Origin of the sequence: Streptomyces sp. NPDC052114 (assembly GCF_040680155.1) — a bacterium.
Taxonomy (GTDB): domain Bacteria; phylum Actinomycetota; class Actinomycetes; order Streptomycetales; family Streptomycetaceae; genus Streptomyces.
Genome location: NZ_JBFAWC010000011.1, coordinates 213,769 through 226,439 on the forward strand (window position 1 = coordinate 213,769; position 12,671 = coordinate 226,439).

The window sequence follows — 12,671 nt, forward strand, 5'->3', positions numbered from 1 at the left end:
GTACTCAGTCCCGTACGCACACGTAGATCGCCGTCCCCGGGATCAGGTTTCCGCGCAGCGGGGACCAGCCGCCCCACTCCTGGGTGTTCCAGGCGGGCCACTCCGGCTCCACGATGTCGACGAGGCGGAAGCCGGCGGCCACGATGTCCCGCACCCGGTCGCCGATCGTCCGGTGGTGCTCCACATAGACGGCGTTGCCCTGTTCGTCCTGCTCCACATAAGGAGTGCGGTCGAAATAGGAGGCCGCTACGGAGAGGCCCTCCGGACCCGGCTCGTCCGGGAACGCCCAGCGGATCGGGTGCGTCGCGGAGAACACGAACCGGCCGCCGGGGCGCAGCGCGCGCCGCACCTCCTTGAGGACCTGCACCGGGTCGGCGACGAAGGGCAGCGCCCCGTACGCGGAGCAGGCGAGGTCGAAGGAGCCGTCGCGGAACGGCAGCACCCCGGCGTCGGCCTGCACCAACGGAACGTTTCCGCCGATGCGCAGCGCGTGCTGGAGCTGGCGGTGCGAGAGGTCGAGGGCGACCGGGCGCGCGCCCTGGGAGAGCAGCCAGCGCGAGCACTGGGCCGCGCCCGCGCCGATCTCCAGGACGGCCTTGCCCTTCAGCTCCTCGGGCGGACCGAGCAGTTCCGCCTCCACCTCGTCGAGGCCCTCGGGGCCCCACACGAACCGGTCGTCCCCGAGGAACGTGCCGTGCTCGATCTGGTACTCGTCCGCGTTCCGGTCCCACCAGCCGCGGTTCGCACGGCTGCTCTCCGTGACATTCGCTGCACGCCGGGTGGCTTCGGGCTCGGACGGCTCGGACTCTTGGATGATCGGCTCCCTCGTCGTAATCTTCGTCGAAACTCGTCGCGAGGGGGGCGCTGTGCGGCCCGTGTGGCCTCAGGCGACAGGTTTTGTGCCGGGTATGCGGCGTTCCGCCCCGGGTGTGCGCCTTCGCGCATTGACCCTGCCCGACGGCCCCCGTATGCTACAAGTTGCGCTGCGAGCCTGCGCTCCTCAGACATAGCAGGCTGCGCTCGCGTCTGTTGTATGTCCCCTCGGTTGTCGAGGCGCCTTCCGCTTACCCGGAAGTCGCGCTTCCAAGGCTGTCCGGCTTCTACAGAGCGAAATCGGCTCCGGCGTTGCAGTACCTACGACTTCAATGTCCGTACCGGAGCCCTTTCCCACATGACGAGCAGCACCGAGACCACCGCCACCACTCCGCAGGTAGCGGTCAACGACATCGGTAACGAGGAAGCCTTCCTCGCCGCGATCGACGAGACGATCAAGTACTTCAACGACGGCGACATCGTCGACGGCGTCATCGTGAAGGTCGACCGGGACGAGGTCCTGCTCGACATCGGTTACAAGACCGAAGGCGTCATCCCGAGCCGAGAGCTCTCCATCAAGCACGACGTCGACCCGAACGAGGTCGTCGCGGTTGGTGACGAGATCGAGGCCCTGGTTCTCCAGAAGGAGGACAAGGAAGGCCGCCTGATCCTCTCGAAGAAGCGCGCCCAGTACGAGCGTGCCTGGGGCACCATCGAGAAGATCAAGGAAGAGGACGGGATCGTCACCGGTACCGTCATCGAGGTCGTCAAGGGTGGTCTCATCCTCGACATCGGCCTCCGTGGCTTCCTCCCGGCCTCCCTGGTCGAGATGCGCCGCGTCCGCGACCTTCAGCCCTACGTGGGCAAGGAGCTCGAGGCCAAGATCATCGAGCTGGACAAGAACCGCAACAACGTGGTCCTGTCCCGCCGCGCCTGGCTCGAGCAGACCCAGTCCGAGGTCCGCCAGACGTTCCTCACGACCCTGCAGAAGGGCCAGGTCCGCTCCGGCGTCGTCTCCTCGATCGTCAACTTCGGTGCGTTCGTGGACCTCGGCGGCGTCGACGGTCTCGTCCACGTCTCCGAGCTTTCCTGGAAGCACATCGACCACCCCTCCGAGGTTGTCGAGGTCGGCCAGGAAGTCACCGTCGAGGTTCTCGACGTGGACATGGACCGCGAGCGCGTCTCCCTGTCGCTCAAGGCGACGCAGGAAGACCCGTGGCAGCAGTTCGCCCGGACCCACCAGATCGGTCAGGTCGTCCCGGGTAAGGTCACCAAGCTCGTTCCGTTCGGTGCGTTCGTGCGCGTCGACGAGGGCATCGAGGGCCTGGTCCACATCTCCGAGCTGGCCGAGCGCCACGTGGAGATCCCGGAGCAGGTCGTCCAGGTCAACGACGAGATCTTCGTCAAGGTCATCGACATCGACCTCGAGCGTCGCCGGATCTCGCTGTCGCTGAAGCAGGCCAACGAGTCCTTCGGCGCCGACCCGTCGGCCGTCGAGTTCGACCCGACCCTGTACGGCATGGCCGCGTCCTACGACGACCAGGGCAACTACATCTACCCCGAGGGCTTCGACCCCGAGACCAACGACTGGCTCGAGGGCTACGAGACCCAGCGCGAGGCCTGGGAGACCCAGTACGCCGAGGCGCAGACGCGCTTCGAGCAGCACCAGGCCCAGGTCATCAAGTCCCGCGAGGCCGACGCCCAGGCGGCGGCCGAGGGCGGCGACGCGGCTGGTGCGGCTCCGGCCGCGGCCGGTGGCGGCGGCGGTTCGTACTCCTCGGAGTCGGACGACAACTCCGGCGCCCTGGCTTCGGACGAGGCGCTGGCCGCGCTTCGCGAGAAGCTGGCCGGCGGTCAGAGCTGACCTCGCGTCGCTCTTCCTAGGCGGTAGCTGAACGCTGCGGGCCCGCATCTCCCTTCCGGGAGGTGCGGGCCCGTTGTCGTTGTTTCTGGGTGCGGGTCCGTGGGGGGCTGGGCGCGCAGTTCCCCGTGCCCCTAGAAGCTCGTCCCTTCGGGACCCGCTTCTACGGGGTCACCTCTATGTTCGTCAGGCCCTTGCCGCCCGTCACCGTGTTGCTCGCGTAGACCGTCGTCCGGCAACCGCCGCTCTGGTTCGTCACGTTGATCGCCAGTTGTTTGTCGCCCGTCGCGCCCGTCAGGGTCGACCTGTTGCCGCGGAAGACCGTGCCGCAGCCCCAGCCGGACTGTTGGGTGTGGGTCTCGTAGCCGTTGTTCGTGGTGTTCTTGCCGGTGTTGTTCTCGATGACGTAGTCGTTGCCCTTCACGTCGATCCACGAGTCGTCGTAGTTGTTGCCGGTCAGGCCCTTGCCGTCGAAGGTGTTGCCCGAGACCCTGCCGCCCGTGGTGCCCTCCTTGAGGTCGACCGCCTCGCCGCCCACGTCGGGGCCGATGGTGTTGCCGGTGATCGTCACGTTGTCGCTCTTGTCGGAGAGCGTGTTGGCGCTGCCCACGTAGACGCCCTCGCCCATGCCCCGGTCGTCGTTCCCGGTGTCGTAGATCCGCGAGTTCTTGATGACGCCGTCGCTGCTCGACTTCCGGAAGTGGACGCCCTCCATGTCGAGCCCGTGGACCGTGACGGTGTCCACGACGACGCCCCGCGCCGAGTCGATCATGATGCCCTTCTGGCCGCCGGTGACGGTGATGCCCTTGACCGTCCAGTACGCGGCGCCGTTCAGATGCAGGCCGTAGCCGCCGCCCGCCGTGAGCACCGCCTTCGAGGAGCCGGTCAGCGTGATGCGGGAGCCGGCGCTCGCCGCCACGGAGGTCTTGAAGTTCCCGGAGTACGTGCCGTCGGCGAGGTGGATCGTGTCGCCGGGGGAGGCGTCGGTCAGCGCCGCCTTCAGTTCGGTGGCGGTGGTGACCTCGATGGTCCGCGCGGGCGCGGCGGTCGCTGCGACGGCCGTCCCCGAGACGGCGGCCGTCGCGGTGAGCAGGGCGGTGAGGAGGGTACGTCGGGTGCGCATGGGGGTGGCCTTCCCGTCGGTTCTTCCGGGGCTTGTTCTTCCCTGTCGGTTCTTCTACCTGAACGCTGGGTGTGAGCGTGAACACAGATGAACGTAGAGGCGGGGCATGTGCGCGTCAAGGTACGTACCAGGTAAGGGAGTTCACGCATACGAACACGGACCGGGACGGCGCGGCCGGGAATGCGCGTGCCGCCGCGTGCGTTCTTCCCTACGAACACGAGGAGGAGCGGTCACCGTGCTTGATCCGCAGGGTTTGTACTCATGGGAGCCGAAGGGCCTCGCCGTCGTCGACATGGCGCTCGCCCAGGAATCGGCCGGACTGGTAATGCTCTACCACTTCGACGGCTACATCGACGCGGGCGAGACGGGCGACCAGATCGTCGAACGGCTCACGGACAGCCTTCCCGGGCAGGTGGTGGCGAGATTCGACCACGACCGGCTCGTCGACTACCGCGCCCGCCGCCCGCTGCTCACCTTCCGCCGCGACCGCTGGACCGGGTACGAGGTGCCGTCGCTCGACGTCCGCCTCGTCCAGGACGCCACCGGCGCGCCCTTCCTGCTGCTCTCCGGGCCCGAGCCCGACATCGAGTGGGAGCGCTTCGCGGCCGCGGTCCAGCAGATCGTGGAGCGGCTCGGCGTGCGCCTCTCGGTGAACTTCCACGGCATCCCGATGGGCGTGCCGCACACCCGGCCCGTGGGCCTCACGCCGCACGGCAACCGCACCGACCTGGTGCCGGGCCACCGCAGCCCCTTCGACGAGGCGCAGGTGCCGGGCAGCGCGGCCGCCCTGGTGGAGTACCGCCTCGTGGAGGCGGGCCACGACGTGCTCGGCGTCGCCGCGCACGTGCCGCACTACATCGCGCGCTCCGCCTACCCGGACGCGGCCCTCACGGTCCTGGAGGCGATCACCGCCGCCACCGGCCTGGTGCTGCCCACCGTCGCGCACGGACTGCGCACCGAGGCGCACCGCACCCAGACCGAGATCGACCGCCAGATCCAGGAGGGCGACGAGGAGTTGGTCGCGCTCGTCCAGGGCCTTGAGCACCAGTACGACGCGGCGGCCGGCTCGCAGGAGCGGGGCAACATGCTCGCCGAGCCGATGGACATCCCGTCCGCCGACGAGATCGGCCGTGAATTCGAACGCTTCCTCGCCGAGCGGGAGGGCGACGCGTAATCCCAGGGCCTAAGCTGCCGGTCATGCTGAAAGTAGGCCTGACCGGCGGCATCGGTGCCGGCAAGAGCGAGGTGTCGCGGCTGCTCGTCGCGTCCGGCGCCGTCCTGATCGACGCGGACAGGATCGCGCGGGAGGTGGTGGCACCGGGAACCGACGGACTGGCGGCGGTCGTTGAGGCCTTCGGGCGGGAGATCCTCGCCCCGGACGGCTCGCTCGACCGGCCGAAGCTGGGCTCCGTCGTCTTCGCCGACGCCGACAGACTGGCCGTCCTGAACGCGATCGTGCACCCGCTCGTCGGCGCCCGCTCCGCCGAGCTGGAGCGGTCCGCCCCGGACGACGCGGTGGTCGTCCACGACGTGCCGCTCCTCACGGAGAACGGCCTCGCGCCGCTGTACGACGTCGTGGTCGTCGTCGACGCGAGCCCCGAGACCCAGCTCGACCGACTGGTGCGGCTGCGCGGCATGAGCGAGGAGGACGCCCGCGCGCGGATGGCCGCCCAGGCCACCCGCGAGAAGCGCCTGGAGATCGCGGACATCGTGATCGCCAACGACGGCCCGCTGGACGGGCTGCGGCAGCGGGTCGACGAGGTGTGGGCCGAGCTCGCGCGAAAGGCGCGCGCCTAGGGAGGGGCAGCGGTGGTCGTACTGGCGGTGGTCACGGCTCTGGGCGGTCTGGTCGCGGCGCTCGCCGGCGCGTACGGCCTGTGGCAGACCCGGCGCATCACCGCCGCCGGAGCGCTCGCACAAGCCCTGGTGAAGGCCCCGCCGCCCGGCGCGGAGCGGCCCACCCTCCAGTTCGAGACGGCCGACGGACGCGTCGTCGAGGTGGTCTCGCCCGTGCCGCCCACCCCGCGCAGACCGCTCGCCCCCGGCGACCTGGTCGGCATCGCGTACGACACCGACGACCCGCGCGAGACCGTGCTCGTCGGCGGCGAGCGCACCGGCCTCGACCGGGCCTTCGTCGGCGCGGGCGCGGCACTCGTCCTGCTGGGGCTCGTGCTTGTGGCCGTGGCCGGCTGAGCGCGCCCCGTCCCGCGCATCCGCCCGCGCGCGTGGGGCGGGCGGAATACACGGGGCCGCGGCGGGCGTTGACACGGGCGAGCGAGGGAAGGAGTCCGGCGTGCCCGACATCACCCCGGAGACCCATGTCATCGATTTCCGCGCGGCCGAGCAACTCCTTGCCGCGCGGGATCCGCGCGGTGCGGTGAAGCTGCTCGACACGGTCATCGCCGCCCACCCCGAGAACACCGCGGCGCGGCTGCTGCGCGCCCGCGCCTTCTTCGCCGCCGCGCAACTGCGCGCCGCCGAGCTGGAGTTCAGCATCGTCCTGGAGCGCGAGCCGGACAACGCGTTCGCGCACTTCGCCCTCGCCCGCACCTATGAGCGCGGCTCGCGGAACGAGCAGGCGCGCCGCCACTTCCGCCTGGCCGCCGCGCTCGATCCGCAGCCGGAGTACGTGGCCGCGGCGCGCTTCGACGACACGGACCAGGCCGGCTGAGGGGGCCGGCCCGGGAGCCCCGTCGGCCGACCGACCCGGGGCCGGGTCTCAGGGGGCGTCCGGTGGCTCGTACGGCGGGACGTCCCGGCCGGGCTGGTAGTGCGGTCCCTGGCGGATGCGGTGCACGACCCAGCCCAGGTCCCCGGCGACCACCAGGACCAGGACGCCGCACGCCACCGCCCACTCCGTCCGCCCGGTGAGGACGAAGGCGACGGTGCCGAAGACCGCCCAGGCCAGCCCCCATACGCTGAACCAGAGGCGCATCCGCAGGGGACTGCGCGCGGTCGTCGGCTCACTGCCTGTGCGCATCATGCGAGGTCATCTCCTCCTTTCAGGATAAAGAGGGTGGGAACGTGCTGGAAGCGCTCAAGGCCGACGACGGGCTCGGCTCCTGGCTGACGGCCCTGGAGGCCGCCGGGGAGCCGTCCGCCCCGGCGGTGCTGCCCGGCCCCGACGAACTGCCCGACGTCCTGCTCGACCTCGCCGTGCCGCACGAGGACATCAACGACCTGGTGGCGCTCCGCGACCGCCTCTGGGCCGACCCGCAGGCGCGGTGGCTGCTCGACCGGTGCGTCGACGCGCTGGTCCGCGACCCGGGCACGGTCGGCAGCGGCGGCCACGTCCCCGTGCTGCCCGAGGAGACGGGGGAGCTCGGGCGGTACTTCCCCGTCTTCGTGTACGTGGCGGCGCTGGACCACGCCCGCGCCCGTCACCGCGAGCGCGGCATCCCCGACGACGTCTCGCGCCGCACCCTCGCCGACCTCGGCCGCCATCTCGCGGTGCACCGCAGGGCGCGCGGCACCGGCGGCCTCGTCGCGCCCGGCTGGCCCGCCCTGCACTTCCGCGGCGAGCTCTACCAGCTGGGACGGCTGCAGTTCCAACGGGCCGTGCTCGGCGGGCGCATGGGCGGCGCGACGGCCGCCGCAGGCCACGCGGCCCCCGGCGACCCCTGCCTGAACCTCCACATCACCGACTTCAGGGGCCCGCTGACCCCCGAGTCCTGCGACCGATCCCTCGCCCTCGCACAGGAGTTCTTCGCCCGCCACTACCCCGAGGAGCGATACCGGACAGCCGTCTGCCACTCCTGGCTGCTCGACCCGCAGCTGAAGGAGTATCTGCCCGCCGACTCCAACATCGTCCGCTTCCAGGACCGATTCGTCCCGGCGGACGGATACGCGCGCGAGGCCGACGACACCACCCCGGTCTCCTTCGTCTTCGGCGACCACGCCCTTCCCGTGGCCGAACTCCCGCGACGCACAAGGGTGGAGAGGGCCGTCGGCGACCATCTGCGGGCGGGCGGCCACTGGTACGGCGGGCATGGCTGGTTCCCGCTGTAGCCGACGGGACCCGCGGAACGTGGCCGGGGCACACGTCGTTGGCCGGGCATGACTGTGGAGAAGCGGGCGGGATACGAGGGAACGGGGCCCGGGGCCATCACACCGGACGGCTGCGCCGTCGATCTGTACACGCGCCTTTCGGTGGGGGACGAGCCCGACGTCGTCGCGGGCGCCGTGCCGGCCGGCGCGCACATCCTGGAGCTGGGCAGCGGCGCGGGACGCGTGACCCGCCCCCTCCTGGAGCGGGGCTTCAGGGTGACGGCCGTCGACGAGTCCGCCGAGATGCTGGAGAAGGTCGCCGCGCTCGACGGCGGGGTCCGCGCGGTGCGGAGCCCCATCGAGAAGCTCGACCTGGACGAGAAGTTCCCCGTGGTGATGCTCGCGTCGTTCCTCGTGCACAACGGCGATCCTGCGGTCCGGCGCGGCATGCTGCGGGCCTGCCGCAGCCATGTCACCGACGACGGCTGCGTACTGATCCAGCGCGAGGGCGCGGACTACCACACGGACCTGCCCCGCGAACGGGTCGACCCCGGCGGCTACACGGTCCGCATCGTCTCCGCGGAGCCGGTGGGCGACGGCGTGAACCAGGTCCGCGCGGAGTACGTGTTCCCGGACGCCGTCTGGACCCAGACCTTCCTCGCCCGCCCCCTCACCCCGGAACAGTTCGAGGACGCCTTGGCCGAGGCCGACCTGAAGGTCGACACGTACCTGACGGAGGACGGCGTGTGGGTGAGGGCGGTGCCGAGGGGCTGAGGGATCCCTCGCGGCCCCGAGGGATTCCCCGTCCCGGGGCCGATGAGTTCCGCGTTGGTGACCCGTCTACCTCCATGACAGCACGGCACCACGCTTTTGAGGAGACCTCAGATGTCCACCACCGCCACTCCCGCCACCGCCACTTCCGCCACCCCCGTCGCGGCGGCCTCCTCCACCACCCGCACCGCCCCGCGGCGCCGTGCGGCCCGCATGGCGCTGCGTTCCCTGCAGGTGCTGCTCGGGGTGTTCTTCGGTGTCGCGAGCGGGGTGCCCAAGCTGATCGCGCACCCCACCGCCGTCGAGTCCTTCGACAAGCTCGGGTGGGGCGCTCCCGGCATGTACACCATCGGGGCGCTGGAACTGCTCGGCGGTATCGCGCTGTTGGTCCCGCTGCTCTCCTCGGTCGCCGCGACGGCGTTCATCGGGCTGATGACCGGCGCGTTCGTCGTGACCGTCACCGCGATGGGCGGGGAGAACGCCGCCACGCCGCTGATCCTCGTCGTGCCCCTGGCCTGGATCGCCTGGGCGCGCCGCGAGGAGACCGTGCGCCTGATCGGCCTGCTGCGGCGGTGAGTTCGCCTCAGCCGCCCGGAGGGCGGAGACGGTCCATCTCCCGGCGGTCGCGTTTGGTGGGGCGGCCCGCGCCGCGGTCGCGGATGCCCGCGGGGGCGAACGTCTCGCGGGGCGGGGGAGGCGGGGTGTTGTCGACGTAGCAGGTGACGGCCACCGGGGCGCCCACGCGCTTGCGGATCAACTGCTTGACGACGACGATCCGCTCGTGGCCGCCCGCGCTCCGTACGCGTACCTCGTCGCCGACGTGCACGCCGTACGCCGGCTTGACGCGCTCGCCGTTGACCCGCACATGGCCGCCCTTGCAGGCGGCCGCGCCGGCCGAGCGGGTCTTGACCAGGCGGACCGACCAGATCCAGCTGTCGACGCGCACCGAGCCGCCCTCGCCGCCGCCCCTGGGGCCGCCGCCCGTGCCGTCGCCTGAAGTCTCCGAAGCCATGCCCCGACCTTAGTCCGGCTTCGGTGCGGCATCCCCGCCTCCCGGCGAGCCGTCCGGAATCCGCTGACCCCGGCCGTCGATAATCCGTCCCTATCGCCACAGAACGGACCTGACGTGGCACATGGACGACTCCCGGGAAGCTCCCATGAACTCTCACGAAGCCCTCGAAGCCACCGTCGACGGTCTGATGGACCGGCTGCGCGTCGACCTCGAACGTCTCGCCGCGATCCCCTCGATCGCGTTCCCCGGGTTCCCCGCCGGGCCGGTGGAGGAGGCCCACGACCTGCTGGCCGGGCTGCTGCGGGACGCCGGGGTGGCGAGGGTGGAGCGCCTCGACCTGCCCGACACCGCGCCGGTGATCTACGGCGAGATCCCGCCCCCTTCGCCCGACGCGCCGACCGTGCTGCTGTACGGGCACTACGACGTACAGCCGCCCGGCGACGCGTCGCTGTGGAAGTCGCCGCCCTTCGAACCGACGCCCGTCGAGGGCGGGCTGCGCGCCCGGGGCATCGCGGACGACAAGTCCAACGTCATCGCGCACCTCGGGATGCTGCGGGCCTACGAGGGCCGGCCGCCGGTCGGCGTCAAGATCGTCATCGAGGGGCAGGAGGAGTACGGCAGCGCCTTCGACGACTACCCGCCCACCGACCCCGAGCGGTTCGCCTGCGACGCCATGGTCATCGCCGATCTCGGCAACCTGCGCCCCGGCACCCCCACCCTCACCACCGGTCTGCGCGGCGCCTGCGAGGTGACGGTCGAGGTCCGCACCCTCGACGAGCCGCGCCACAGCGGGGAGTTCGGCGGCGCGGCCCCCGACGCGCTGCTCGTCCTGGTCAAGGCGCTCGCCACGCTGCACGACGTGCACGGCGACGTCGCGGTGGAGGGGCTGCGGCGCGAGGAGTGGGCGGGCGCCGGGTACACGGAGGAGGAGTTCCGGTCCCTGGCGGGGGTGCGGGACGGGGTGCCTCTCGTGGGCAGCGGAGGGCTCGGGGAGCGGTTGTGGAGCGGTCCCGCGCTCACCGTCATCGGGCTCGACGCGCCGAGCGTGGAACATGCCGCGTCGGCCGTCGTGCCGTACGCCCGCGCCAAACTGAACCTCCGCTTCCATCCCCTGCAGGATCCGCGCGAGGCACAGGCGCGGCTCGTGGAGCACCTGCGGTCGCTCAAGCCCTTCGGTGTCGCGCTCACCGTCACGCCCGGCGACACCGGGCCCGGCTACGAGGCCGCCACCGGCGGGCCCGCCTACCGCGCCGCGCTCACCGCGCTGCGGGAGGGCTGGGGGAAGGAGGCCTCGTACGTGGCAACCGGGGGTTCCATTCCGCTGGTCAACGGGCTCGCGAAGGCCGCGCCCGGCGCCGAGGTGCTGCTCTTCGGCGCGCAGGACGGCATGTGCAATCTCCATGCCCCGAACGAGCGCGTCCTCTTCTCCGAGCTGCGCAACACGGTCGTCGCCCTGTGCGCCTTCGTGCGCGAGTACGCCGCCGGCTTCCGGGACGCGCAGGCGCAGGGGTCCGAGCGGTCGGACGGTGGCGTCGCGTGAGTGCGAGCGAGACCTCCGTGGGCGGCGACCCGGCCGAAGAGCCCACCGGCAAGCGGAAGTTCACCTTTCCCAGCGCGCTGACCGTTCTCGCGATCGTCACCGTCGCGGTGTGGCTGCTCGCCTTCCTCATCCCCTCCGGGCAGTACGACCGCAACGACTCCGGCGCGCCCGTCCAGGGCACCTACCACCGCGTCGACTCCGGGCAGTCCTTCGTCGACCGGCTCAACGACCTCTTCCTGTCGCCCGTCAACGGCCTGTACGGCATCCAGGACGAGAAGACCTCGCTGGTCGCGCCCGACAACGTCGGCGCGCTGTACGGCAGTGCCGGTGTCTTCCTGTTCGTGCTCGCCATCGGTGCCTTCATCACCGTCGTCTTCGCGACCGGGGCGCTCGACCGGGGCATCGGACGGCTCGCCCACCGGCTGCGCGAGCGCGGCGCGCTGCTCATCGCCGGTGTCATGGTCGTCTTCTCCGTCCTCGGGACCGTGGAGGGCTTCGCGGAGGAGACCCTCGGCTTCTACGGGCTGATCGTGCCGCTCATGCTCGCCCTCGGCTACGACCGCATGACCGCCGTCGGCGCGATCATCCTCGGCGCGGGCGTCGGCGTCCTCTGCTCGACCGTGAACCCCTTCGCGACGGGCGTCGCCTCGTCCGCCGCCGACATCTCGCTGGGCGACGGCATCGTGCTGCGCTTCGCCATGTGGTGCGTGCTGACGGGGGTCACCGTCGCGTACGTCATCCGGTACGCCAGGCGCGTACGCAGGGATCCGGGGCGCTCCCTGTCCGGGTTCCTGCCGGGGGACCGGGAGCAGTCCGCCGCCGACGCGGTCGAGGTGCCGGAGCTGACCGCTCTGCACAAGGCCGTGCTCGTCGTGACCGCGCTCGTCTTCACCTTCATGATCTTCTCGGTGGTGCCCTGGTCGAGCGCGCTCACGGGCAAGGCGGACGCGCGACCGTACGGATTCGAGCTCGGCTGGTCCTTCCCGCAGCTGGCGGCCCTGTTCCTGTGCGCGGCCGTGCTGGTGGGGCTCGTCGCGCGGATGGGCGAGCAGAAGCTCAGCTCGACGATCATCCAGGGCGCGGCCGACTTCGTCTCGCCCGCGCTGGTCATCCTGCTGGCCCGCGGCGTCACGACCATCATGAACAACTCGAAGATCACGGACACCGTGCTGCACTCCATCGAGGGCGTGGTCAAGGGGACCTCCTCGGGGCTCTTCGCGGTCATCGTCTTCCTCGTGAACCTGCCGCTCGCCTTCCTGATCCCCTCCACCTCGGGCCACGCCACGCTCGCCATGCCGATCCTCGCGCCGCTCGCCGACTTCGCCGGCGTCCCGCGCGCGGTCGTCGTCACCGCCTGGCAGTCGGCCAGCGGCTGGATGAACCTGTGGGTGCCGACGACCGCGGTCACCATCGGCGGGGTGGCGCTCGCCAAGGTGGGCTACGACAAGTACCTGCGGTTCGTGTGGCCGCTGCTCGTCGTCCTGGCGGTGCTGATCTGCGTGTTCGTGGCGCTGGGGGCGGCGCTGACCTGAGGGGTGCGGCGGGCGGTGCGGCGTACGTACGG

Annotated in this window: 14 protein-coding genes; 10 read left to right on the forward strand and 4 right to left on the reverse strand. The window is 71.3% G+C overall.

What is annotated here, in order from left to right:
- Positions 1-4 precede the first annotated feature (4 nt).
- A complete protein-coding gene (locus AB0L89_RS25025; protein ID WP_365145203.1) occupies positions 5-835 on the reverse strand; it encodes a class I SAM-dependent methyltransferase in 831 nt (276 codons plus the stop codon).
- Positions 836-1,171: 336 nt separating this feature from the next.
- On the opposite strand from AB0L89_RS25025, the gene rpsA reads away from it, so the two are divergent.
- A complete protein-coding gene (gene rpsA, locus AB0L89_RS25030) occupies positions 1,172-2,677 on the forward strand; it encodes a 30S ribosomal protein S1 (protein ID WP_365144802.1) in 1,506 nt (501 codons plus the stop codon).
- A 160-nt stretch (positions 2,678-2,837) separates the two neighbouring features.
- Here rpsA and AB0L89_RS25035 read toward each other — a convergent pair whose 3' ends face one another.
- The gene (locus tag AB0L89_RS25035; protein WP_365144805.1) at positions 2,838-3,797 is read right to left on the reverse strand and encodes a sheath polysaccharide-degrading enzyme; all 960 of its coding nucleotides are present in this window, start codon (positions 3,795-3,797) and stop codon (positions 2,838-2,840) included.
- A 235-nt stretch (positions 3,798-4,032) separates the two neighbouring features.
- Here AB0L89_RS25035 and AB0L89_RS25040 point away from each other — a divergent pair, with 235 nt between their 5' ends.
- The 4 genes from AB0L89_RS25040 (at position 4,033) to AB0L89_RS25055 (ending at position 6,468) form a co-directional block, all read left to right on the forward strand.
- Positions 4,033-4,971, forward strand: coding sequence for a PAC2 family protein (locus AB0L89_RS25040; RefSeq protein ID WP_365144808.1), 939 nt, complete (start codon positions 4,033-4,035; stop codon positions 4,969-4,971).
- Between the two features lie 23 nt (positions 4,972-4,994).
- Positions 4,995-5,594, forward strand: coding sequence for a dephospho-CoA kinase (gene coaE / locus AB0L89_RS25045; RefSeq protein WP_365144811.1), 600 nt, complete (start codon positions 4,995-4,997; stop codon positions 5,592-5,594).
- Between the two features lie 12 nt (positions 5,595-5,606).
- Entirely contained in the window at positions 5,607-5,990 is a 384-nt protein-coding gene (locus AB0L89_RS25050) for a DUF3592 domain-containing protein (protein WP_365144814.1), read from the forward strand.
- Positions 5,991-6,090: 100 nt separating this feature from the next.
- The gene (locus tag AB0L89_RS25055) at positions 6,091-6,468 is read left to right on the forward strand and encodes a tetratricopeptide repeat protein (protein ID WP_365144817.1); all 378 of its coding nucleotides are present in this window, start codon (positions 6,091-6,093) and stop codon (positions 6,466-6,468) included.
- 48 nt (positions 6,469-6,516) lie between these two features.
- Here AB0L89_RS25055 and AB0L89_RS25060 read toward each other — a convergent pair whose 3' ends face one another.
- Positions 6,517-6,777: a DUF6343 family protein gene (locus AB0L89_RS25060; protein ID WP_365145206.1), complete on the reverse strand. Its 261-nt coding sequence runs from the start codon at positions 6,775-6,777 to the stop codon at positions 6,517-6,519.
- Between the two features lie 128 nt (positions 6,778-6,905).
- Here AB0L89_RS25060 and AB0L89_RS25065 point away from each other — a divergent pair, with 128 nt between their 5' ends.
- From AB0L89_RS25065 to AB0L89_RS25075, 3 genes are all read left to right on the forward strand, one after another.
- Positions 6,906-7,805 (forward strand): acyltransferase domain-containing protein, encoded by a 900-nt coding sequence (locus AB0L89_RS25065; RefSeq protein WP_365145209.1) that lies wholly within the window; start codon positions 6,906-6,908, stop codon positions 7,803-7,805.
- A gap of 48 nt (positions 7,806-7,853) precedes the next feature.
- Positions 7,854-8,558, forward strand: coding sequence for a methyltransferase domain-containing protein (locus AB0L89_RS25070; protein ID WP_365144820.1), 705 nt, complete (start codon positions 7,854-7,856; stop codon positions 8,556-8,558).
- 111 nt (positions 8,559-8,669) lie between these two features.
- Positions 8,670-9,131, forward strand: coding sequence for a DoxX family protein (locus tag AB0L89_RS25075; protein WP_365144823.1), 462 nt, complete (start codon positions 8,670-8,672; stop codon positions 9,129-9,131).
- 7 nt (positions 9,132-9,138) lie between these two features.
- Here the strand turns inward: AB0L89_RS25075 and AB0L89_RS25080 are convergent, their stop codons facing one another.
- The gene (locus AB0L89_RS25080; protein WP_365144826.1) at positions 9,139-9,567 is read right to left on the reverse strand and encodes an RNA-binding S4 domain-containing protein; all 429 of its coding nucleotides are present in this window, start codon (positions 9,565-9,567) and stop codon (positions 9,139-9,141) included.
- 145 nt (positions 9,568-9,712) lie between these two features.
- On the opposite strand from AB0L89_RS25080, the gene AB0L89_RS25085 reads away from it, so the two are divergent.
- Together AB0L89_RS25085 and AB0L89_RS25090 are read left to right on the forward strand one after the other, a co-directional pair.
- On the forward strand, positions 9,713-11,107 hold the full coding sequence (locus AB0L89_RS25085) for a M20/M25/M40 family metallo-hydrolase (protein WP_365144829.1): 1,395 nt from the start codon (positions 9,713-9,715) through the stop codon (positions 11,105-11,107).
- Complete coding sequence (locus AB0L89_RS25090) at positions 11,104-12,639, forward strand: YfcC family protein (RefSeq protein WP_365144832.1); 1,536 nt, start codon at positions 11,104-11,106, stop codon at positions 12,637-12,639. The genes AB0L89_RS25085 and AB0L89_RS25090 overlap by 4 nt, the downstream gene beginning before the upstream one ends.
- Positions 12,640-12,671 lie beyond the last annotated feature (32 nt).

Bases quoted from the DNA above. Each gene is read 5' to 3' on its own strand.
- rpsA (WP_365144802.1), top strand. From the start codon at position 1,172: ATGACGAGCAGCACCGAGACCACCGCCACCACTCCGCAGGTAGCGGTC.
- AB0L89_RS25035 (WP_365144805.1), bottom strand. From the start codon at position 3,797: ATGCGCACCCGACGTACCCTCCTCACCGCCCTGCTCACCGCGACGGCC.
- coaE (WP_365144811.1), top strand. From the start codon at position 4,995: ATGCTGAAAGTAGGCCTGACCGGCGGCATCGGTGCCGGCAAGAGCGAG.
- AB0L89_RS25060 (WP_365145206.1), bottom strand. From the start codon at position 6,777: ATGCGCACAGGCAGTGAGCCGACGACCGCGCGCAGTCCCCTGCGGATG.
- AB0L89_RS25070 (WP_365144820.1), top strand. From the start codon at position 7,854: ATGACTGTGGAGAAGCGGGCGGGATACGAGGGAACGGGGCCCGGGGCC.
- AB0L89_RS25075 (WP_365144823.1), top strand. From the start codon at position 8,670: ATGTCCACCACCGCCACTCCCGCCACCGCCACTTCCGCCACCCCCGTC.
- AB0L89_RS25080 (WP_365144826.1), bottom strand. From the start codon at position 9,567: ATGGCTTCGGAGACTTCAGGCGACGGCACGGGCGGCGGCCCCAGGGGC.
- AB0L89_RS25085 (WP_365144829.1), top strand. From the start codon at position 9,713: ATGAACTCTCACGAAGCCCTCGAAGCCACCGTCGACGGTCTGATGGAC.